Source organism: Acaryochloris sp. IP29b_bin.137, from assembly GCF_028285745.1.
In the GTDB taxonomy this organism is placed as follows: domain Bacteria; phylum Cyanobacteriota; class Cyanobacteriia; order Thermosynechococcales; family Thermosynechococcaceae; genus Acaryochloris.
On record NZ_JANQOP010000047.1, the window covers coordinates 22,671 to 43,265 of the forward strand.

Below are 20,595 nucleotides of genomic sequence, written 5' to 3' on the forward strand. Positions count from 1 at the left end.
AGCTACTTTCACAACAAGACCATGACGACCCAACAGGACATTACCCCAGCCGACGTCGCTTCTAATGGCCAGAGCAACGGCAATATCGCTGCGCTAGACCAAGGCACAGACTCAGCACCAGCTGCCACTCTACGTCAAAAACTGTTAACTACCGTTTTGCCCGTGTCTCTCGTTCCAGTAGCCATTGCGAGTGGGATTGGTTATGTGCAGACCGAGGCTCAGTTAAAGGAAAAAGCCCTGTTGCAGTTAGAAGAGGTGAGCTTGCTAGCCAGTGAGGCTAGCACCATTTTCTTGAAAGACTCCCTAAAGTTCCCAGACATTATTGATAGTGACCCCTTGTTGCTGGAGGCGGTTAAAGCAGGCGCCCAGCAAGCCGAGTCCCAAGGCTTAACAGAAAAGCCGATTGAAGCGGTAGAAAAGCAGTTTGCCAGTACAAAATTACTCAAACCTAACGCTAAGTTGAATGAGTATCTGCAACGGGTGGTTAAGAACGCTCAGTTAGCTGAGGTGTTCGTCACGGACGTGAATGGGTTTAACGTGGCATATAGCAATCCCACCTCTGACTTTGTTCAGAATGATGAGCGCTGGTGGCAAATGGCCAAGGAGAAAGGGCAATTTATCGAAGAACCCGAGTTCGATGAATCAGCCAATCAAAGCGTCATTGCCATTTCCAAACAAGTTAAGGACGATGCGGGTAATTTCATTGGGGTGACGAAAGTTGGACTACCGACCAAAGCGTTAGACGAAGCCATCAGTACCCTGATCTCTCCCAACCTGACCGAGTCAGAAATTGTCCAAATTGTCGACCCGAAACTTGAAACCAACCCAGTGGTGGACACTATTACTGCCAAAGGCAGTGATCTCCAAAACCAAGAAGTTACAGGTGGGGCAGATGTGGTCGCCGCCGCCAACCTGATTGAAGATTATCTGGAAGCCGAATCTGGGGATTTAAATGCCACGAAGGCTCAGATTCAAAATATTCCTGGCATCACCGACCTCAAGATCAAGGAACAGGAAGCGGGAGATACCAAGTTAGTGATTGCTTCCTTTACCTACAAGGATCGATTCTTTAATGTGTCCATTATCCCAGGGACAAAATTGGTGGCCATTGCCTCCGTGGAAACGGCAGAAGAAGCCGCTTTGGCCCAACAGCAGTTGATTCTATTCGCAGGTATGGGTCTGTTACTGGCCGGGATTATTTCTGTTCTGATTTACTGGCTATCCAGTACCGTGTCCAATCCCCTAGCCAAACTTACTAATACTGCTGACGAAGCCGCTAGCGGTAACTTGGAGGTTGAAGCCGAAGTAGAAGGCACCCGAGAAACTCGTGCCCTAGCCCGGACCTTTAACACTATGGTGTCTGAGGTCAAAACACTACTCGACAAAACCGAACAAGCCGCCCAGGAGCAAAAAGAATCCCGCGACAAACTGGAAATGGAAATTTATCAGCTCCTCGACGAAGTGGGAGAAGCGGTGGATGGAGACCTCACGGTTCGTGCCAGCTTGGACTCCATGGAAATGAGTACCGTTGCTGACTTGTTCAATGCCATTATCGACAACCTCAACGACATTGCCGGTCAGGTAAAAGACTCCTCCGTGCAGGTGAGTTCGTCCCTGAATGATAACAAGGGGGAAATGCAGACCTTGGCCGAACAAGCCGTCCAAGAAACCGAACGAACCCGCACCACCCTGGATTCCATTGAGCAAATGTCTACCTCCATTGAGGATGTGGCCAGCAACGCCGGTAAAGCTGCCCTGATTTCTGATCAAGCCTACACCACGGTTCAAGAGGGCAGTGAGGCAATGGATCAAACGGTGGATAGTATTCTCAACCTGCGAAACACGGTGGGTGAAACGGCTAAGAAAATTAAGCGACTGGGCGAATCCTCCCAAAAGATTTCCCAGGTGGTGTCTCTGATTGAAGAGATTGCGCTAAAAACCAACCTGCTAGCGATTAACGCTAGTGTAGAGGCCAGCCGCGCGGGTGAGCAGGGCCAAGGTTTCACCGTGGTTGCGGAGCAGGTGGGTGCTCTGGCAGAACAGTCGGCAACGGCGACCAAGGAAATTGCCCAAATTGTGGCGAGTATTCAGGCCGAAACTAAAGAAGTAACTGAAGCCATGGAAGTGGGAACCAACCAGGTGGTCGATAGTACCCGCTTAGTGGAAACCACCAAAGAGAAGTTGGCGGTTGTGCTCAGCCGTTCTCAAGAAATTAATGACCTGATGCGGTCCATTTCTGACGCCACGGTCTCCCAAACGGAAACATCTAAAGTGGTGACCACCCTGATGCAACAAATGGCAGCACTATCCGAACAGCGGGCGGAATCCTCCACCCAGGTGGCCGAATCTATGCAAGAAACAGCAGAAATTGCCGAGAAGCTGGAAGCAGCCGTGGCCCAGTTTAAGGTCGAAGAAGCGAGCTAAAACGTTCGAGACTTGCCCCTATAGCCCCCTGGATTAAGACACCGGATGCCCCCCATCGACATTAGCGACCTATCATCGCCTCAGTACTATGGATAAAGAACAACAAATCCAGTTTAAATTTCTCGAAGAAGCAGAAGATTGTTACGACAGAATTGAACGGGTTCTACTCGGTCTAGCCACCCGCGTGGCTGAACCTGAGCAACTGGATGACGCCCTCAGGGCCTCCCACTCGGTTAAGGGGGGGGCGGCCATGATGGGGCTGATGGATCTGAGTCAAGTGGCCCACCGTCTGGAAGATTTCTTCAAGATCTTACGGGTTCACTATGCATCCAAAACCCTGGAGACTGAGGTGGAAACCTTACTTTTGCAGGGGTTAGATAGCTTACGACAAGTGGGCGATCGCTATAAGCAGGGGGCAGACATTAATGCTGACTGGCTGGCTGCGCATATCACACCTGTTTTTGACCAACTGCAGATCCATTTGGGAGAGGTGACGGATGAAGATGAAAATGCCCTACTTAGCAGCGATGACGAAGACATTGATCCAGCTTTACTAATGTTTGAGGATGGCGTGGAAGCTGTTCTTGATCGCATTGAAGGTTATTTTGGCACTTTACCCACACCCCAACTGGCGGGGGAATTAGCGATGACCGCTGAAGAGCTGGTGGCCTTCGGCCATATGGCCAATTTAGCCCCCTTTATCCAGCTCTGCCAATCGATCCAGGAACTGGCGACCCAAGTTGTACCGGAGCAAATCCCAGAACTCTCGACGGCGGCTCTCAAGACCTGGCGACGGTCCCATGCGTTGGTTATTCGCCGTAGTTTTGAGAAGCTGCCCCATGAACTCCTAGACTTTACGCCCACGATTGCTCCCAGCCCTGCGGTCAATTTTGAAACGGCCTTAGACTCGGTCGATCTATCAGCTCTGCAAGCTGACTTTGGCACGATTGAATGGCCAGGGGAGACTACCCCAGAAGATGTCGCTGTCGCCAACCTCGCTGATGCTTCAGGGACGGATCTGCCTAGCCCTGGGCCTTTAGAATCGGTCAATTTAGAAGACATTGCTGTTGAGGATCTGGCTGTTGCCAACCTGGCAGATACCCTAGCAACCGATCTGCCTAGCCCTGAAGTGCTAGATGAGATTGCCCTTGATGATCCGGCTGTCGCTGGCCTCGCCGATGCTTTGGCCACGGATCTACCTAGCCCTGAAGCGCTAGAAGCGGTCAATTTAGATGGCATGGCCCTTGATGATCCGGCTGTCGCTGGCCTCGCCGAGGCCTTATCGGTCGAGCTACCGACGCCCGACCCTGAGTTAGACTTTCCTGCAGAGATCCCTGCTACAGACTTTTCTCCAGATGACGTGTTCAATGCAGATGCGCTCGCTGATCTGCAGGACTCGATGGAGCTGGCTGATTTACAGCAGGCCTTTGATGTTGCCTCCGATCTCTTGGAAACCACCGCAGACCCGGAGGTTGAAGAGGAGACTGCTGACCTCCCCTTGACCCTTGAAGGTGCCGCCCAAATTTTGGAACAGGCCACGGCTGCCCAGCCAGCTGCCGCCCCCGTCAAGCCCCTCAGTGGTAAAACGGTGAGGGTTCCAGTGGAACAGCTTGAGCAATTTAATACCTTGTTCGGGAAGTTGATTCTGGAACGGAATACGGTCAATTTGCGTTTTGAGCAGTTGCAAGCCTATACCCAACTGATTCGACAGCGGATTCGCCAGTTAGAAGCCTCCAATACCCAGTTGCAGCAATGGTATGACCGGGCTTCTATGGAAGGAATTATCCCCGCCGAGGATGCGGCTCCGGTCCAACCTGAACCTCTTGCCGAATCTAGGTCTGCGGACTTCGATGCCTTAGAGATGGACCAATATACGGACTTGCACCTGATTGCCCAGGAACAGATTGAGACGATTGTTCAGCTCCAAGAGGTAGGCTCTGATATTGACCTGACCCTCCAGGATATGGGTCAGGCCGTGCGAGATATTAACCAAACCACCCGCTCTTTACAGAATAATGTCACCCGCACCCAGATGGTGCCCTTCCGAGAAATTGTCAAACGCTTCCCCCGGGTGATTCGAGACTTAAGCGTTCAGTTTAATAAGCCAGTCAACTTGGTGATGGAAGGGGACGCCACCCTGATTGACCGAGCGGTACTGGAACCCTTGGGAGATGCCCTGAATCATCTCCTTCGCAATGCCTTTGATCATGGGATTGGCAATCCAGAACACCGAATTTCGATTGGCAAAGACCCTAAAGGCACGATTACGATTAAAGCCCGTAATCGGGGGGCGCAAACGGTGATTACCCTCAGTGATGATGGGGCTGGCATTCGCCTAGATAAGGTCCGTAATCGCTTGCAGGAAATGGGACTCTCTCAGTTGGAAGTCACCCAGATGGAAGAGGCCGATTTACTCGATTGTATTTTTGAGCCCGGTTTTAGTACGGCAGAGCAAGTGACTGAACTCTCTGGGCGAGGTGTAGGGATGGATGTGGTGCAGAACAACCTCCGCGACATCCGAGGTGAAATTCAGGTCTATACCGAACGAAGCGTAGGAACGACCTTTACGGTTACCGTACCCTATACTCTCTCGATTTTGCGAGTGATGCTGTTAGAGCATTCGGGATTAATCTTTGCGGTTCCGAGTGATAGCATTCGCGAGCTGTTGCGATTGCAAGCAGACCAAATCCAAAGTCTCGAAGTATCTCACACATTGACCTGGCAAGATCAATCTATTCCCGTCATCAACCTGGCTCAGCATTGGGCGTTTAATCAAACCCGTCGATTCTCTGAAATGCTAGGAACACCTATCATCAATAAACCCACCATTCTAGTGGTTGGGGAGGATGACTATGTGGGTGGCTTAGAAATTGAACGGTTCTGGGGTGAGCAAGAAGTCACCATCCGCGACATCGCCAGTCCGCTGCCTATGCCCCCCGGTTTTGTTAGCTCTACGGTCTTGGGGGATGGCCGCGTCGTCCCGATTATCGATCCATTGCCCGTGCTCAAGTGGTCTCTGGAACGGCAGCAATCCGGTATGGCTGCTCCTGCCGAGCCCCTTCCTTCAGCCAGTTCAGACAATACCATCCTGGTGGTGGATGACTCCGTTAATGTCCGTCGCTTCCTAGCCTTGACCTTAGAAAAAGCGGGCTATCAGGTCGAGCAGGCCAAGGATGGTCAAGAAGCCGTTGACAAACTGGAAAGCGGCTTAGTCGTACAGGCAGTGGTCTGTGACATTGAAATGCCCAGACTGGATGGCTATGGGGTGTTGGAAGAAGTCAAAGGCCAGCTTCGGTTTAAAAACTTGCCGATTGTGATGCTGACCTCCCGCAGTCACGAAAAACATCGCAAGGTGGCCATGAATTTAGGCGCTTCGGCCTACTTCTCCAAGCCGTTTAACGAGCAGGAGTTGCTCGATACCTTAGCGGCGTTCATAGACCAAAAGACGCCCGAGTTAGTGGGATAGTGCTTCTGGTCCTTCCGGGCCACTAAATATCTTTAAACCCTTGGCAGACCACTCTAAGGCCATAGGAGTTCTGATAGTTACTTGGCAACGAGCGATAGCGAAAGGCTGACCAGCAGGCATGGGGGCTATCATACCAAGAGCTGCTAAGGTATTTCGTATCAGGGCTGTGGGAGCGAAGTGAATGACAGAAGCCATGAATGTCTTAGGAGGGCCTCTACAGATCTGCTGTACCTCGCCCATGACCGGATTTTATCGGGATGGTAAATGCAATACCGGCGCAGGAGATATGGGAGCTCACATTGTTTGTGCTCAAGTCACTGCCGAGTTTTTAACCTATACCAAAGCGCAAGGCAACGATTTGAGTAGCCCTGCTCCCATGTATGGGTTTCCTGGGTTAAAACCAGGAGATTGTTGGTGTTTATGTGCGTCACGCTGGCAGCAGGCCCTAGAAGCCGGTGTAGCACCGCCTGTGAAGTTAGCCGCGACCCATGCCATCGCGCTTGAGCATGTCTCCCTGGATGATCTGAGGCAATATGCCGTCGATGCTGAATCTGGAAGCAGCTAGAGATAAACGATGCGGCCATACATTGAGCAGGATGAGCACCAATAACCTTACGTTAAGGTATATAAAGTAAAGTAAATCCTTCAGGTTGTGTTTTGTCCACCTGCTACTTTGACGTCGATTTCATCTTTTTATGTTTAAATCTCGGCAGTGGTTGGCTCAGCTAGGCCAATCGCTCTATTCCCCCTGGCAACGCCTTGGGATCGTGGCAGCAGCATTAGCGTTGGGCATCTTTGTTGTGATCGCAACGCTTCTTCCCCAATCAGAATCCCTCGACACTCAGATTTTGCTGGCCATTCACCACCTCCATACCCCTACCTTGGATCGGTTGATGGTGCTCGTCACCTATCTGGGCGAGCCGCTAATCTTATTCCCTTTTACCCTGGGAATGGGAGGACTATTATTCTGGCAAAAACGACGCCTAGAAGCCATAACCTTTGTGATCGCGATTGGTGGTTCCCTAGGATTAAATATCTGGTTAAAAGAACTGTTCGCCCGACATCGCCCTGCTCTATGGGACCAAGTTTTACAGGTGCCCTTTTACAGTTTTCCTAGTGGCCATGCCATGGTTTCTTTAGTCTTCTACGCGGTGCTGGTTTATGGTTTGATTCGCCAGTTTCAATCCCGCCGATTTTTAATGCTGACTGTGGGCACTGGCTTGATTGCAGCCATTGGGTTTAGTCGGCTCTATATCGGTGTTCATTGGCCTACAGACGTCGTTGCAGGGTATGCGGCTGGTTTGGTGTGGTTGACCCTGTGCCTTATCGTTCAGTCTATGCTGCTAGGGCGCAGCAAGTCGGTAACGGGGTAAGGTGAAAGTTCTAAAATTCGGATGGCTTAAGAAGGGGAGCTTGTCGAAACTCTGCTTGCGCTAAGTCACTGGAGGCAGAAGCGACGGTCGTTGTTTCTCGCAGAGCAATTGAGGGCACAGAGGGACGGATATAAGCAACCAACTGGGTAGTCTTAGCATCGTAAATCTGAGTAATGATTTTGGGATAGAGACCAATACCAATAATGGGAACCAGCAAACAGGCAATCACAAAGATTTCCCGAGGTTCGGCATCGACTAGCTTCTCGTGGGACGTGAGTTCCTTATTCTCAGGTCCATAGAAGATTTCCCGCAGCATGGACAGCAGATAAATCGGCGTCAGAATCACGCCAATACCCGCCAAAATTACCACCGGTACGCGGAAGGTGAGGCTATAAGCATCGCTGGTTGCTAGGCCGACAAATACCATCAATTCAGCGACAAAACCGCTCATCCCCGGTAGGGCTAAGGAAGCCATCGAACAGGTGGTGAACATGGCAAAGATCTTAGGCATGTTCTGGGCCACGCCCCCCATCTCTTCCAGAATCAAAGTATGGGTGCGATCGTAAGTCGCGCCAACCAGGAAGAAGAGACTGGCACCAATCAAGCCGTGAGAGACCATTTGCAGAACAGCGCCACTCATTCCCAAATCCGTAAAGGAGGCAATGCCGATCAGGACAAAGCCCATATGCGAAATGGATGAATAAGCAATTTTACGTTTGAGATTGCGCTGGGCAAAGGAGGTAAGGGCCGCGTAAATGATATTGACGACACCCAGAATAATCAAAGCGGGAGCAAAATAGGCATGGGCATCAGGGAGTAACTCCACATTCATGCGAATTAACGCATAGCCCCCCATCTTTAAAAGAATTCCGGCCAACAGCATGTGAACCGGGGCTGTGGCTTCGCCGTGGGCATCCGGTAACCAGGTATGCAGCGGCACAATCGGCAACTTGACTGCAAAGGCAACTAGAAAGCCCGTGTAACAGAGCAGTTGGAAAGTTAACGGATAATCTTTTGCCGCTAGGGACTGCAGGTCAAAGGTCAAGTCGGGGCCAAAGAAGGCCATTGCCAAGGCTGCTACCAAAATAAATAGGGAGCTGATGGCGGTATAAAGAATAAATTTCGTCGCTGCATAAAGCCGTTTGTAGCCGCCCCAAATCGAGAGCAACAGATACACTGGCACCAATTCCAATTCCCAGACCAAGAAAAAGACCAGCAGATCTTGAACGGCGAACACCGCAATCTGACCACCGTACATGGCCAAGATCAAGAAATAGAAGAGTCTTGGCTTATAGGTGACGGGCCAGGAGGCCAGGATCGCCAAAGAAGTAATAAATCCTGTTAGCAGAATCAACGGCATGGATAAGCCGTCTGCTCCAACAGACCATTGCACACCTAGTTGGGGAAGCCAGTCGTAGTGTTCCACCATCTGCAGCCCAGACTCGGCAAAGTCGTACTGGGTGTAAAAGGCGTAGATCAATAAGACAAAATCAATCAGGCCAATCACCAGTGCATACCAGCGAATGGGATCACCTTTACCCTTTGGATCTGGAATAAAGGGCAGAGCGACGGTGGCCACAATTGGGAAGAAAATCAGAGTTGACAGCCAAGGAAATGTATCTGGATTCATGAACCGCTATCTCTATTCAACGGATTGAGCAACGACGAGGAAAAAATGAAAAGACGTTAGATGACCGTGGCAATCGAGATCCCCAAGACTGCCATAAAGATGATGAACAGGTAGAACTGGATACGGCCACTTTCCAAGTACTTAAGCCCTTCCCCAGTCAATACTGCGAGGAATCCAGCGAAGTTAACGATGCCATCGACGACTTTGAAGTCAACCTCTAGGACCTGACGGGCAATCCGGCGACAGCCCTTGATGATGGTGCGCTCATAGAGGTCATCAATAAACCACTTGTTGAGGGAGAACTCATACAGGGACGGGAATCGATTTGCGATCGCAGCCGGATCCACTTGCCGAGTTCTATACATGAGTGAGGCCAGGGTGATCCCAATTAAGGCAATACCGACCGAATTCCCGGCCATCAACAAAAACTCAGACCATTCAAACTCAGCCGCTGCTTCTAGAGCCGCATTGGCTTCACCAGGAGCGTAAATAAAAGCTTCAAACCGATTGTTGAACGGCATGCCCAGTAGACCGATAGCAATGGAGGGCAGCGCCAACACCATCAACGGCAGGGTCATGGTAATTGGAGATTCATGGGGTTCATCCGCATGGTGATGATCGTCATGATGATGAGCCTCTTGCTCAGCCACCATCGTCAACTCCCGGGGATCCATGGCGCCAGGGCCGAAGTTGAGGGCCGGGGATTTGCCATCAATCTGTTCACGCAAAGCATTGATATTGCCCCGGAAGTCTCCTTCAAAGGTGGAGAAATACATGCGGAACATATAAAAGGCGGTCAGACCTGCGGTTAGCCACCCCACTAGCCACAAGGCAGGATTGGCTGCAAAGGCAGAACTGAGAATCTCATCCTTAGACCAAAAGCCCGCAAAAGGCGGAATACCGCAAATGGCGAGGCAACCGACTAAAAAGGTCAGTCCTGTGACGGGCATATACTTGCGAAGGCCGCCCATCAAGCGCATATCTTGAGCCAGGGCGGGGTTATGACCGACCACTGCTTCCATACCGTGGATGACCGAGCCCGATCCTAAAAACAGCATGGCCTTGAAGTAGGCATGGGTCATCAGGTGGAAGAGACCCGCAGAATAGGCACCGATGCCCATGGCCATCACCATATAGCCCAATTGGGAAATGGTGGAGTAGGCCAGACCTTTCTTAATATCGTTTTGGGTGACCGCAATCGTCGCTCCCAAGAAGGCGGTAATCGCGCCAGTCCAGGCAATAAACTGCATGGCGGTGGAGATGCCCGAGAACACGGGAAACATCCGAGCGACTAGGAAGACACCAGCAGCCACCATCGTTGCTGCGTGAATCAGGGCCGAAATGGGAGTCGGACCTTCCATGGCTTCCGGTAGCCAGACATGAAGGGGGAACTGGGCTGACTTAGCCATGGGTCCCATAAATACCAAAATAGCGAAGATGGCCGCCACCACTCCGCTGAGTTCACCGGTCGACACTAGAGACTGCAACCGCTCTCCCATAATGTCGAATTCAAAACTATTGGTGGCCCAATACAGGCCTAAGATGCCGAGCAGTAACCCAAAGTCACCGACTCGGTTTGTTACAAATGCTTTTTGGCAGGCGTTGGCGGCGGGCTTGCGGTCATACCAGAATCCCACCAGCAGGTAGGAACACATCCCTACCAATTCCCAAAAAATATAAATTTGCACCAAGTTAGGGCTAACGACGAGTCCCAACATGGAGAAGCTAAATAGACTTAAATATGCATAAAACCTTACATAACCAGGGTCATGAGCCATGTACCCATCGGTATAAATCATCACCAGGAAGGCAACGGTGGTGACCACCACTAACATCAGGGAGGTCAGATGATCGATGGTATAGCCCATCGTCAGGTGAAACGCTCCTGCTGAGGCCCATTCAAAGGTCATTAGATAAGGATCATGATCTTGAATCTGACTCCATAAAATAGCGAAGGAGAGGACCATTGCCGCTCCCATCAAGGAGACAATAAAGGCCGCATTGATTTGACGGAGAGCGTTGGTTTGTTTGTTATAGGAAATTAACCCTAAACCAACGAGAAATGCACCGCCCAACGGCAATACAGGGATAAGCCAAGCAAATTGATATAACGAGTCCATCGTTGACGCTGTTTGCGATAGAAAACTTTACAGTTTGTAAAACTTTTTACATTGTTACATATTTCCAGGCCGTTTTTCGACTTGAAAATCTTAAGATTAACCGACAGAATATCGGTCCCAAAGACTATCTAGGATATTGTTGTGGGTTAATCCGCTCGCACTCAGGGATGTAAAGTTAGGTTACCCTGCCAGTAATAGCGATGGAACAATCTGACATAGCCCTTCCTCCAGCAAGTGCAATGCGTCGGTGCGATCACAAAACTGGTCAATCCGATGGACCAGGCGACCCTGGTGGAATAGCAGCAGGCTGGGAATATTCGTTAGCCGATATTGACTGGCAATGGGAAAATTTTCGTCAGCATTGATAGTGACAATTTTGAGTGCCGAACCGTAATCTGCTTGGATCTGGATGAGCCACGGTTCTACCCAGCGACAGACTCCACACCAAGGAGCCCAAAAACTGACTAAAACGGGCGTTTCAGACTGCAAAACGTCTGGGTTAAAGGTTTGGGTATTGGTCGAAGGCAGCATGCTCAGCGGTGATTCAGAGAAGAGATTTTATCAGCTGGGATCATGCTACCAGCGAACGTTGAATGCTGCACGCATCATCAGGGGATGGGCAATCCAAAACAACCAGACAAACCCAGCTACCCCGACATAGGCGAGCTTAAAAAACTCTCTCAGTTGAAAGGTTTGTTTGCCCTGGGCAATGGCCAGAAAGGGCACGATGGAGGTGCGAGCCTTGACCGCTGCAAAGGCCTCTCCATAGCGTTTAGCCAAACGCTGATCGCCATGCCAGACGCCGAATAAGTGATAGCCAATCAGTCCCAAACAGGTGGCCAACGTAAACGAAGTGCCAACCCAGAGCAAGTGGGCAATACACCAAATCACCTGGCCCACCATTTGGGGATGGCGACAAATACGAATAATGCCCGTTTCGTAGAGATGGACTTGGGGTTTTTGGATGGCCGCAATTTCTAGCAGATTAAAGGTGGCAGGATAGAGAAAAATAAAGGAAATGGCCGACAACGCCCAGACAAAGCTTTTCAAGCCAGGGGTGCCCTGCAGCTGCCAGAGCTGCACCCCATCGTATCGATGCTTGAGAAAATAGCCGATCACAATCACGGCTGCAGTGATACTCGCTAAGGCAAAAATCACGCGATAGAGTCGCGCCCCTAATTTTTTCTCTGCGGCCATGCGCAGGGAGGCCAAACCGCTATGGGTTAACCCAAAGCCGCCCAGTAAGGCCAACATGATGAAGTGAGAGGGGGCAAACCAAGAATGGGGATCAGTGGACATTTCGAATCATACTCAAACAGACTGCCAAGACGCGTCCCCCCGAATAAGACGAATTTGGGCCAGGGTAAAGATCACTGGAATGACGCGCCCGTAGTTGGTTGCGATCGCACGCCAACCCAGGTCTGCAAACAAGCCAATCCACAGAGCTGAACTCACTACCGTCAACGCCCCGCGCATCACGCCATATCGGGCTGCATTCCAAGCCATACCACGTCGTGCTGCTTGCACCGCGATTTGTCCTTCGATTTGGGGGGCTGCTTGTCGAGCCACTTGATACACTGCCATTTGAGCCGCAAATTGCCGCGCCAAATGCTTTAACAGCAAGGGGCGCAACACTGATGATACGGCTAAAGCGCTGCTTCCTTCCAGCAGCCATCGCCGGGGATCCGTTTGGCAATTTACGGGTAAGGGCGTCCCAGGGGCCTCAGCCAACGCTTTTTGGATTCGCTGTTGCAGCTGCTCCTGCTGATTCTCCGGCAACTTCTGCCAAGCTTCTTTGATCAGGTGCAAATAGATCTCAGCTTCTAAATCTGTAGTGGATAGGGTCGGTGAATAGCGAATTTTGAGGTGACGGCTAACTTGCACCAGGACTTGGCGATAGCTCAAGGTTTCCGTTTGCCCTTTCAGGACCGTAAATCCGTCGGCGGCTACAAAGCGGAAGCGGTTTTCAATAGCTTCTAACCAATCTTGGCGACTGGTCGCTTGGACCTGATCTGGCGTCGGTTCTTGCAGGTAATCGAGGGGGTTATATCGGCGTCGAAACAGCAAATCCGTCAGGTCTTGCAATTCTTCTTCCGTCGCTAATTCTAGTGCCTGCCTCAGCTCGTTCATGCCTAGGGTCCTGATGGTCTCTACCTTTTACGATAGCGTACAGATTAAAAGACGGATCCCTAGGGAGTCTCAACGGTCAATGTCCCCTGATCGCCGTCTAACTGGGCGGGGACACCCACCGGTAAGGCCGCGTTGGGAGCACCATGGCCAAAGGGTAACGCTGACACAATCGGAATGCCTAAATCCCCCAAGCGATCGCGGAGAACTTCTTCCACCGTTAAGCTGAGAACCCCGGCAGGGGCTTCGCAATCACTAAAGCGTCCAAGGGCAATCCCTTTTACCTGCTTCAATACCCCACTCATGCGCCATTGGGTCAGCATCCGATCCAGCCGATAGGGCGCTTCCCCCACATCTTCTAGGGCTAAGATCACCTGATCTAGCTGCGGGCAGAGAGACGTTCCTAAGATATGGGTCGCCACCGTTAAATTACCGGGTAATAAGACACCGGTTGCTTTGCCCTGGCCCCAACCTTGGCCTGTTAGAGCTGGAATGGGGCGACCGGCGAGCCAATCAAACAGTCGCTTCTGGGACCAGTCGGGTTCCTGGGCCAAGGTGGTCATCACCGGCCCGTGGACACTGGCAATCCCCTGGGTGGCCAGTCCCCAAAGCAGAGCCGTCACATCAGAAAACCCCACCAGCCATTTGGCAGGGGTGGGAGGCCAGTCCCAATCCTCTAAAAGTCGAGCGCCGCCATAACCACCTCGTCCACAAAAAATGCCGGAGTAGTTGCCTTTGAGCCCTTCGATCAGGGCTTGTCTGCGCTGAATATCGGTGCCAGCAAGATAGCCCCACTGGGCGGTGATGTTCGGGGATAGGTGGATGGTGTAGGCGTGAGATCGCAACACTGCAACTCCTCGATCAAAGTCGTTCCGTTCTCTTAATACCCCACTCGGCATCGTTACCCAGAGGTCATCCCCCGGTTGCAAAAAAGGAGGTAACTGACAAGCTCTCATAGGGTTATTGCTCTGGTTGAGATAGGATTTTGGCAAACCATTGTTCAAGACGCTGAGCAAAGGCAATCAAAGAATACTCCTGCTCGGCTTGCTGCCGACAGGACTGCCGATCAATCTCGGGCAATTTGCCAATGGCCGCAACCAGGCCATCGACACTGTCAGGTTCTACGAGCCAACCCGTTTTTCCCGGCTGCACAATTTCTGCTGGACCGCCCCTGTTGTAGGCAATGACCGGAACCCCACAGGCCAAAGCTTCAATGACGACATTGCCAAAGGCCTCTACCCAGCGAGGCGTCACCAGTAGGCCTTGGCTATAGCGTAAGACCTCTTGCATCGCAGTTGTATCGAGAAACCCCAGATAGTCGATGTTGGCATGGGGAAACTGAGCCTGAATTTGATCAAAATAGGCCTGATCTTGAATATGACCCATAATTTTGAGAGCTTGGCCTGTTTGATCCACCGCGGCTACCGCATCTTCCAACGCTTTCTCAGGCGCAATCCGTCCGAGCCAACATAAATAGTCCTCTGGATTAGGGGTGAATTGGTAAAGGTCTAAATTAAAGCCGTTCCTCACGGAATAGCAGTGCTCGGCAAAGGGAAAGGTATTGGCCTGTGCTTGGGTATGCACGCCGATGGTGTGGGGAAATTGGTTGGCAATTTGACCAATGATTTGATCCATCGCGTCGGTCAGCGACCCCATGCTAATCAGATGGGCAATGGGAGTGTCTAGAAAGGGCGTTAAGTAAAGGGGGAGCCAATCGTAGGCAAAATTGACGATCAGATCAAACTCAGATTGCAAAGTTTGAACCTGCAGCCACATGTTGGCAAGAACCGAGTTCTCAGGCATGTGAACCGGAGTATGCCGAACTTGAGTTTGGGCTGGAATCTGAGGAGACCCGGCCACAGGAATGACTTCTGCTTGGGGCAGTTGAGACTGCTGAGGAGCCATCACCTGGATTTGATGCCCCTGCTGGGTTAATGCCTCCAGCATATTGAGAAGGGTCAGCTCCACTCCGCCCCCTGCCCCAGAGCCCAGAGGGCCGAGAGGCGTAGAGACAAATAGTAATCGATAGGATTGACCCGCAGACACCAACGATAAGAACTGATTGAATAGCTTCAGCAGTCTAACAGAGTTGAACAACCCCGGGAATAGGATTTGGAGAAAAAATACACCGATGGATGAGGGACTCAAACCATCGGTGTGGGGTGATTTTGATGGGAGACATCCAGCTTAGGCAGCGGGATTGAGAGTGCCTTCCTCTTGACTCAGGGCGATTACAATTTCATCTACTTCATGGGGAGATAAGCGGGTCAATTCTCGAACCCAGAATCGGAGGAGTTCTTTTTGATTAGTATTGTCGCAAATAGTCGTCATATGTAGACTCCGATAGCTTCGATACCCGTGAAGTATATACACCCTGCCAATGGATATGTGGTAGGCTGCGCTACACCTTCGTAAAAAATTGTGTAACCCTATTTACAATAGGTCCATAACTGCTGATTTTTCCTTTCGATTAATTAACCGAAAGGAACTGGGATCGAACATTCCTAAAACAGTGTTAAAGGGTACCCCCTTTCTCTGTTCGGTCAATTACTGTGAGATATGGTTACACTAGGTGCATAAGCCAGAAACTCCTTTGGATGACCTAACTGCAGCAACCAAACGCTGTCGTTCGCTCAGATAAACACATAGATAAGAGTGGTTGAGAATTGACCTATGAGCAATATTCAAGAAAAGATTGAAAAAGAACTAGAGCAAGCCCGCGAGACTTGTGATACCAGTGGTGCAACATCTGGTGAATGCGCAGCGGCTTGGGATGCCGTAGAAGAATTGCAGGCAGAAGCTTCTCATCAGCGCAAAAGCAATAACGAGGGCAAAAACTCCCTTGAGCAATATTGTGATGATAATCCTGATGCCGCTGAGTGCCGCATTTATGACGACTAGTTTTGCCTTCCAAGGCTAGGGTATCGATTCATAAGCTTCTTCAAAAAGACAACCTGATGAGGTTGTCTTTTTTCTATGGTTCAGGGTCTAGGAGGTGGATATGTCCGTATGGACTGAAATTCAACACCAGATTGGCCAGGTGTTAGGGCGAGACTTTGTGATTGCGGATCGCAGATCCGTCGGGGGGGGCAGTATCAATCAAGCCTTTCAAGTGAATGATGAGCATCAGTCCTATTTCGTAAAGCTCAATCAAGCCAGCAAAGTTGCCATGTTTGAAGCTGAAGCGGCAGGTCTCAAAGAAATGCAGGATTCCCGAACCATTCGGGTCCCCCGACCCTTAGGATGGGGCACCGCTGAAGGACACAGCTACATTATTCTCGAATGGATTCCCCTAGGCCATGGAGATTCCCAGGCTTGGTTTGCAATGGGCCAACAATTGGCAACCATGCATCGCCAAACTCACGAACAAGGGTTTGGCTGGCATCAGCGCAACACAATTGGCGATACTCCTCAACGGAATCCCTGGACAGCAGACTGGGGAGAATTTTTTGCGGAACATCGCATTGGCTATCAACTGCAACTTGCCCAACGTGGCAGTCATTTTCGCCACTGGGAAGCGCTTGTGGATAAAATTCCCACCTTATTAGCTCACCACCCCGCCCCCTCTTTGGTACATGGCGATCTATGGTCGGGGAATGCCGCTTTTAGTCAAGGTGGGGAACCCATTATTCTGGACCCTGCGACCTACTATGGCGATCGAGAAGTCGATATGGCAATGACCGAACTGTTTGGAGGATTTCCACCAGCGTTCTACAAGGGCTATCAAGCGGCTTGGCCGCTGTCCGAGGGATATCAACAGCGCAAAATTCTCTATAACTTGTATCACATCCTCAATCACTTCAATTTGTTTGGAGGAGGATATGCATCGCAGGCCCAGCAGATGATTGAGCAAGTTTTGAGGACGGTTTAGGCCGAACTGGGTCGGTACTATTACGGAGTTAACGCTATCTTTGCCGAATAAACCGATCGAGGAGTTACGGGTTTCTACCGCTGTCGGTGCCAGGATGGCCTAGCTAGGTTAGAGAGGAAGTTTTCAGAGTGATGGTTCTCATGACGCCACTCTGGCCGCAACGTTAGGAATGTGATTAAAAATGCCCCTTACTTTAGAGACAGCTACTTCTACCCTTGAACCACCCGTCGCTATGGAAAAGCGGATGCAAGATGCTTTGTCCCAGGCTCGGGCAACTTGTGCCAACGAAGGTGCCACATCTAAGGCCTGCGCAGTTGCTTGGGATATTGTCGAGGAACTGCAAGCTGAATATTCTCATCAGAAAGTGCAAGAGCAGCCTTCTGAGTTCGACGGTTTTTGCAATGACAACCCCAATGCCGAAGAGTGCCGCGTCTACGACGTTTAACGGGCCATTGTTTTATCCCATATTGGGCCGTCAGCATAGGTGAAGGTTAGATTGGTGTTACTTCTCAATCTCCTTCCTCTTGCTGATATCCTCGAGTATGCGATCGCAACCCCGATTAAAATGGCTAGCGCTGATCTACGCTGCCCTATTTGGCTGGATACTGGTTTTAGCCTATACCGGAAATTTACCGTCTCAACTAGCGGTTATTCCTTACTATGACAAGTTTGGCCATATCATTCTGTATGGTGTGGCCACTTATCTTGGTCATCGTCTTCTCCATCGATTTACTTTCCGCTTGGGCCATTTTCGCCTTCCCCTATGGGTAATAGCGTTTAGTACATGGACCTTAGCAGAAGAAGGAGCCCAGTTTTTTGCTCCAACCCGCTCCTTGGATGCCCTAGATCTTGTTTGTAGCGCGCTAGGGATCGGAACTGGATACTGGCTTGCAAAGCAACAACTCTCCCAGCCATCAGCCTACTCAGACGGCTCACAGCTGCCAGAATCAAAGCACTAAATCAAGATAAAAAGCCCCTCAACTCACGTCGCGGGGCTTTCTGTAATTGTGGTGATGTTTTCGCAAGAAAATACATCTGTCTTTAGTTATGCCCTATTGCAAGTTCAGATCTATCTACCCCATCTCGTTTTTTGCATCGATATGATGCAATTATTGCGTCGTCAGGTTCGGTATGAGGAATAAACTGAGCCGAAAGAAGGATGCCAGAGAAAATTATGCGGGCTGAAAACTTAATTCCTGAGCAACATAGGCAAAACCAAACCTTTCGTTGTCTGAGATGATTTGATGGATACAAAGAAATACGTTCATCTCATACCGCTGCCAGTATCGAGTTTACAGCTAGCTTATATGGCTATCGTTGTTTCTCGGCCAGCATTAGTACTCATCTGATAACCAATAAAGTCAACAAGATTTTTCACGGTTTGAATATTTCCTACGGCTTGATCAGGGAGCTGAATATCGAAAGCAGCTTCTAGGTCGTTTAAGATCTTAAGAAACTCACGCTTTTGAGCTAACTCATCAATGCGACTCGCCATATTGACCCGATGAGCACTAACCTCTGTACATTTACAAATCACTGAACAAGTTTTCAAAAAGATCGATCTAGTAAAGTCTACGTTAGTCCGGCTTGGCGTCTCTTTTTGAGTATGACTGCCTAGCCTCTTCTTATGAGAAGGGTAACTTTTTCTTTCTTCTAAATGGATATCAATCAAATCGCGAACCATCGGTAGCTCAACTTTGTGGCCGCTATAGGTGTAGATTTTAGTGGCCATTTCCCAGACGAGTTGATCTCGTTCAGCTTCAGTTACTTCTGAATCTAGAAGAGATTCGGATGACTTTTTCTCTAGTTCGTTATCAATGACCATCTTAAAAATGCTAAATGTATAGTCTTGATCTTTCATCAAACTATGCCCCCCTTATAGAAACAGGTAGATATATCGCTTATTATCTCAAGGCAGAATATTCTCTAAATCATAAGTACATTTATTAAGTCTTTCTCTCTCGGCACTTGAACTAAAAAAGCCATGCAAATCGAGTAGTCTAAAATAGGAAATAATATTGATATTGGCCCTTGCAAGGTCTCACCATAGATGTAGCTTAAGAAGTTTACGACGTTCAACAAATGACCTCTGCAATGAATTTAATAAAATTCAGGGTTTTGGGAGTTACGTTAATTTAGCTTGCTAATGTTACTAATTTTGACTACTAACTAAACATAGGGTAGGGCCTATCTCTACTGATAAATTCAACTCTGCGTTTCTCAATATTTCCAGAATAGTGAGAAATTCTGGAGAAGATGCCAGTAATTTCAGTTTGTTTACGGTGAATGCCGTAGATATCGGCTCTGGCAGGTATCGTAATTCTGAACCACTGAGAAAGGAGATGGCCTCTGGAATGGGTAGGGATGGCCAATAGTGCTCTCTTTGATAATGAACAAATTTGAGCGTACGAAATGCATCAAACCACACTCTCATGAAGAACTGGAAATGTTCAAGGTCATGGCATTGTTGGAAAGCTTGCTCAAGGGCTTGCTCCACTTGGAGATGGCGCAAGGTTTGCAGAAGAGAATGGCTCAGGCCTTGTTTTTGCCCCCAATCGTGGAGCTGCATCTTTTTCTTTGTCCACGTTTTCGTGTGAAACTCATTCCACAGCAACCGATCGAGCTTTAGCCAACGCTGTAATTCCAGAAAAATCTGGGGATGATAGAGCTTGATGATTGGGTCACGAGCGAGTTTAACCATTGCTGCGCCTGTCCCAAAAGGCACCCGATGGGATAGCCGAGAAGATAGGGTCACCGCTGGTCCTCTTAAGCGCACCACTTTGCCCGTCTTGGCGAGCTTATTGAGCATATAAAAATCTTCTGCTGCTTGACGTTTGGGGAACCCTCGCACTTTTGCATAGTGCTCAGCGTTGATTTTCAATAAACTACCAATCGTCTGAAAAGCATAGGGGGAAGCAGCCTGGGATAATCCGAGGACATAATACCGTAAAGAAATTTCGTACTGGATGATCCCTGAATGCTGAGGGTGGTGGCAAAACGGGTAAATTGCGACCGCCACATCTGAGCCCAAGTCTGAGGTGTGAAAATAATCGTCTGGCAGTTTGACATCACCATCTGTGCAGTGAACCCAAGGAATGCTTACTTTTTGAGCAGCGATGCAGGCTAGGGCAATGTCACCCCCAATTTTGCGGGCCAGGCCCACACCCTGCTTATGGGGGAGTTGCCGAGTCCTGGTACAGCAATCAATCAGAAGTAAGGTATTTCCCGATCGTTGCTCAACGACGGTAAAGGAGACCTCTGGGTGGGGATTAAATTGTGCTAAGAACGCTTGGGTGCGACGGGTAGCAGCCTTATCCGCATCCACTGAAGCATTCACCACCGCAATAATGAGCGTATTGCTCATGGTTTTAGGTAAGATGCTTTCCAGACAGTTGAGGGGTTCATCAAAGAGGGGAATGGCTAGGACAAATTGGTAAGTCTGGCGCAGGGTTGCTAGCCACTCGTTTTGAATAGTAATGACAATAGGTTCGGCATAGCGATCCAAGTAACGGCTGATTGTCTTAGCGGTCATAGAAGGAGGGGCGGATTTGAGGTCGTCGCACGATACTGCATCTGATTGAGCC

The 20,595-nt window shown here is 49.9% G+C and carries 18 protein-coding genes; 8 read left to right on the forward strand and 10 right to left on the reverse strand.

What is annotated here, in order from left to right; all coding sequences use genetic code 11:
* Positions 1-21: 21 nt before the first annotated feature.
* The 4 genes from Q0991_RS03965 to Q0991_RS03980 all read left to right on the forward strand — a co-directional run bounded on the left by Q0991_RS03965 (position 22) and on the right by Q0991_RS03980 (position 7,263).
* Positions 22-2,424, forward strand: a complete 2,403-nt coding sequence (locus tag Q0991_RS03965) for a methyl-accepting chemotaxis protein (RefSeq protein WP_299485716.1) — start codon at positions 22-24, stop codon at positions 2,422-2,424.
* An 88-nt stretch (positions 2,425-2,512) separates the two neighbouring features.
* Positions 2,513-5,890, forward strand: a complete 3,378-nt coding sequence (locus Q0991_RS03970) for a hybrid sensor histidine kinase/response regulator (RefSeq protein WP_299485718.1) — start codon at positions 2,513-2,515, stop codon at positions 5,888-5,890.
* A 181-nt stretch (positions 5,891-6,071) separates the two neighbouring features.
* A complete protein-coding gene (locus Q0991_RS03975; RefSeq protein WP_299485720.1) occupies positions 6,072-6,455 on the forward strand; it encodes a DUF2237 domain-containing protein in 384 nt (127 codons plus the stop codon).
* 130 nt (positions 6,456-6,585) lie between these two features.
* Positions 6,586-7,263, forward strand: coding sequence for a phosphatase PAP2 family protein (locus Q0991_RS03980; protein WP_299485722.1), 678 nt, complete (start codon positions 6,586-6,588; stop codon positions 7,261-7,263).
* Between the two features lie 10 nt (positions 7,264-7,273).
* On the opposite strand, the gene ndhD1 is transcribed toward Q0991_RS03980, so the two are convergent.
* The 8 genes from ndhD1 to Q0991_RS04020 all read right to left on the reverse strand — a co-directional run bounded on the left by ndhD1 (position 7,274) and on the right by Q0991_RS04020 (position 15,471).
* Positions 7,274-8,893, reverse strand: a complete 1,620-nt coding sequence (gene ndhD1, locus Q0991_RS03985; protein ID WP_299485723.1) for a photosynthetic/respiratory NAD(P)H-quinone oxidoreductase subunit D1 — start codon at positions 8,891-8,893, stop codon at positions 7,274-7,276.
* Positions 8,894-8,949: 56 nt separating this feature from the next.
* On the reverse strand, positions 8,950-11,013 hold the full coding sequence (locus Q0991_RS03990; RefSeq protein ID WP_299485725.1) for an NAD(P)H-quinone oxidoreductase subunit 5: 2,064 nt from the start codon (positions 11,011-11,013) through the stop codon (positions 8,950-8,952).
* A gap of 180 nt (positions 11,014-11,193) precedes the next feature.
* Positions 11,194-11,544 carry a thioredoxin domain-containing protein gene (locus Q0991_RS03995; protein ID WP_299485727.1) on the reverse strand — a complete coding sequence of 117 codons (351 nt, stop codon included), beginning with the start codon at positions 11,542-11,544 and terminating at the stop codon, positions 11,194-11,196.
* Between the two features lie 45 nt (positions 11,545-11,589).
* Positions 11,590-12,312: an NnrU family protein gene (locus Q0991_RS04000; protein WP_299485729.1), complete on the reverse strand. Its 723-nt coding sequence runs from the start codon at positions 12,310-12,312 to the stop codon at positions 11,590-11,592.
* Positions 12,313-12,324: 12 nt separating this feature from the next.
* Positions 12,325-13,143, reverse strand: coding sequence for a hypothetical protein (locus Q0991_RS04005; RefSeq protein WP_299485731.1), 819 nt, complete (start codon positions 13,141-13,143; stop codon positions 12,325-12,327).
* 59 nt (positions 13,144-13,202) lie between these two features.
* Complete coding sequence (locus tag Q0991_RS04010) at positions 13,203-14,096, reverse strand: LD-carboxypeptidase (protein WP_299485733.1); 894 nt, start codon at positions 14,094-14,096, stop codon at positions 13,203-13,205.
* 4 nt (positions 14,097-14,100) lie between these two features.
* Positions 14,101-15,189, reverse strand: coding sequence for a glycosyltransferase family 4 protein (locus Q0991_RS04015; RefSeq protein ID WP_299485769.1), 1,089 nt, complete (start codon positions 15,187-15,189; stop codon positions 14,101-14,103).
* Between the two features lie 138 nt (positions 15,190-15,327).
* On the reverse strand, positions 15,328-15,471 hold the full coding sequence (locus Q0991_RS04020) for a hypothetical protein (RefSeq protein ID WP_299485735.1): 144 nt from the start codon (positions 15,469-15,471) through the stop codon (positions 15,328-15,330).
* Between the two features lie 342 nt (positions 15,472-15,813).
* Between Q0991_RS04020 and Q0991_RS04025 the strand changes: the two genes are divergently transcribed.
* From Q0991_RS04025 to Q0991_RS04040, 4 genes are all read left to right on the forward strand, one after another.
* Positions 15,814-16,041: a Calvin cycle protein CP12 gene (locus tag Q0991_RS04025; RefSeq protein ID WP_299485737.1), complete on the forward strand. Its 228-nt coding sequence runs from the start codon at positions 15,814-15,816 to the stop codon at positions 16,039-16,041.
* 100 nt (positions 16,042-16,141) lie between these two features.
* Complete coding sequence (locus tag Q0991_RS04030; RefSeq protein WP_299485739.1) at positions 16,142-17,011, forward strand: fructosamine kinase family protein; 870 nt, start codon at positions 16,142-16,144, stop codon at positions 17,009-17,011.
* A gap of 181 nt (positions 17,012-17,192) precedes the next feature.
* The gene (locus Q0991_RS04035) at positions 17,193-17,456 is read left to right on the forward strand and encodes a Calvin cycle protein CP12 (RefSeq protein WP_299485741.1); all 264 of its coding nucleotides are present in this window, start codon (positions 17,193-17,195) and stop codon (positions 17,454-17,456) included.
* Between the two features lie 97 nt (positions 17,457-17,553).
* Positions 17,554-17,970 (forward strand): hypothetical protein, encoded by a 417-nt coding sequence (locus Q0991_RS04040; RefSeq protein WP_299485743.1) that lies wholly within the window; start codon positions 17,554-17,556, stop codon positions 17,968-17,970.
* A gap of 344 nt (positions 17,971-18,314) precedes the next feature.
* Here Q0991_RS04040 and Q0991_RS04045 read toward each other — a convergent pair whose 3' ends face one another.
* Positions 18,315-18,872 carry a hypothetical protein gene (locus tag Q0991_RS04045; protein ID WP_299485745.1) on the reverse strand — a complete coding sequence of 186 codons (558 nt, stop codon included), beginning with the start codon at positions 18,870-18,872 and terminating at the stop codon, positions 18,315-18,317.
* A gap of 291 nt (positions 18,873-19,163) precedes the next feature.
* Positions 19,164-20,543, reverse strand: coding sequence for a hypothetical protein (locus Q0991_RS04050; protein WP_299485746.1), 1,380 nt, complete (start codon positions 20,541-20,543; stop codon positions 19,164-19,166).
* Between the last annotated feature and the right edge of the window lie 52 nt (positions 20,544-20,595).

Excerpts from the sequence above, each read along its gene's own strand:
- Q0991_RS03965 (WP_299485716.1), top strand. The coding sequence starts at position 22 with ATGACGACCCAACAGGACATTACCCCAGCCGACGTCGCTTCTAATGGC.
- Q0991_RS03970 (WP_299485718.1), top strand. The coding sequence starts at position 2,513 with ATGGATAAAGAACAACAAATCCAGTTTAAATTTCTCGAAGAAGCAGAA.
- Q0991_RS03975 (WP_299485720.1), top strand. The coding sequence starts at position 6,072 with ATGACAGAAGCCATGAATGTCTTAGGAGGGCCTCTACAGATCTGCTGT.
- Q0991_RS03980 (WP_299485722.1), top strand. The coding sequence starts at position 6,586 with ATGTTTAAATCTCGGCAGTGGTTGGCTCAGCTAGGCCAATCGCTCTAT.
- ndhD1 (WP_299485723.1), bottom strand. The coding sequence starts at position 8,893 with ATGAATCCAGATACATTTCCTTGGCTGTCAACTCTGATTTTCTTCCCA.
- Q0991_RS03990 (WP_299485725.1), bottom strand. The coding sequence starts at position 11,013 with ATGGACTCGTTATATCAATTTGCTTGGCTTATCCCTGTATTGCCGTTG.
- Q0991_RS03995 (WP_299485727.1), bottom strand. The coding sequence starts at position 11,544 with ATGCTGCCTTCGACCAATACCCAAACCTTTAACCCAGACGTTTTGCAG.
- Q0991_RS04000 (WP_299485729.1), bottom strand. The coding sequence starts at position 12,312 with ATGTCCACTGATCCCCATTCTTGGTTTGCCCCCTCTCACTTCATCATG.
- Q0991_RS04005 (WP_299485731.1), bottom strand. The coding sequence starts at position 13,143 with ATGAACGAGCTGAGGCAGGCACTAGAATTAGCGACGGAAGAAGAATTG.
- Q0991_RS04010 (WP_299485733.1), bottom strand. The coding sequence starts at position 14,096 with ATGAGAGCTTGTCAGTTACCTCCTTTTTTGCAACCGGGGGATGACCTC.
- Q0991_RS04020 (WP_299485735.1), bottom strand. The coding sequence starts at position 15,471 with ATGACGACTATTTGCGACAATACTAATCAAAAAGAACTCCTCCGATTC.
- Q0991_RS04025 (WP_299485737.1), top strand. The coding sequence starts at position 15,814 with ATGAGCAATATTCAAGAAAAGATTGAAAAAGAACTAGAGCAAGCCCGC.
- Q0991_RS04030 (WP_299485739.1), top strand. The coding sequence starts at position 16,142 with ATGTCCGTATGGACTGAAATTCAACACCAGATTGGCCAGGTGTTAGGG.
- Q0991_RS04035 (WP_299485741.1), top strand. The coding sequence starts at position 17,193 with ATGCCCCTTACTTTAGAGACAGCTACTTCTACCCTTGAACCACCCGTC.
- Q0991_RS04040 (WP_299485743.1), top strand. The coding sequence starts at position 17,554 with ATGCGATCGCAACCCCGATTAAAATGGCTAGCGCTGATCTACGCTGCC.
- Q0991_RS04045 (WP_299485745.1), bottom strand. The coding sequence starts at position 18,872 with ATGAAAGATCAAGACTATACATTTAGCATTTTTAAGATGGTCATTGAT.
- Q0991_RS04050 (WP_299485746.1), bottom strand. The coding sequence starts at position 20,543 with ATGACCGCTAAGACAATCAGCCGTTACTTGGATCGCTATGCCGAACCT.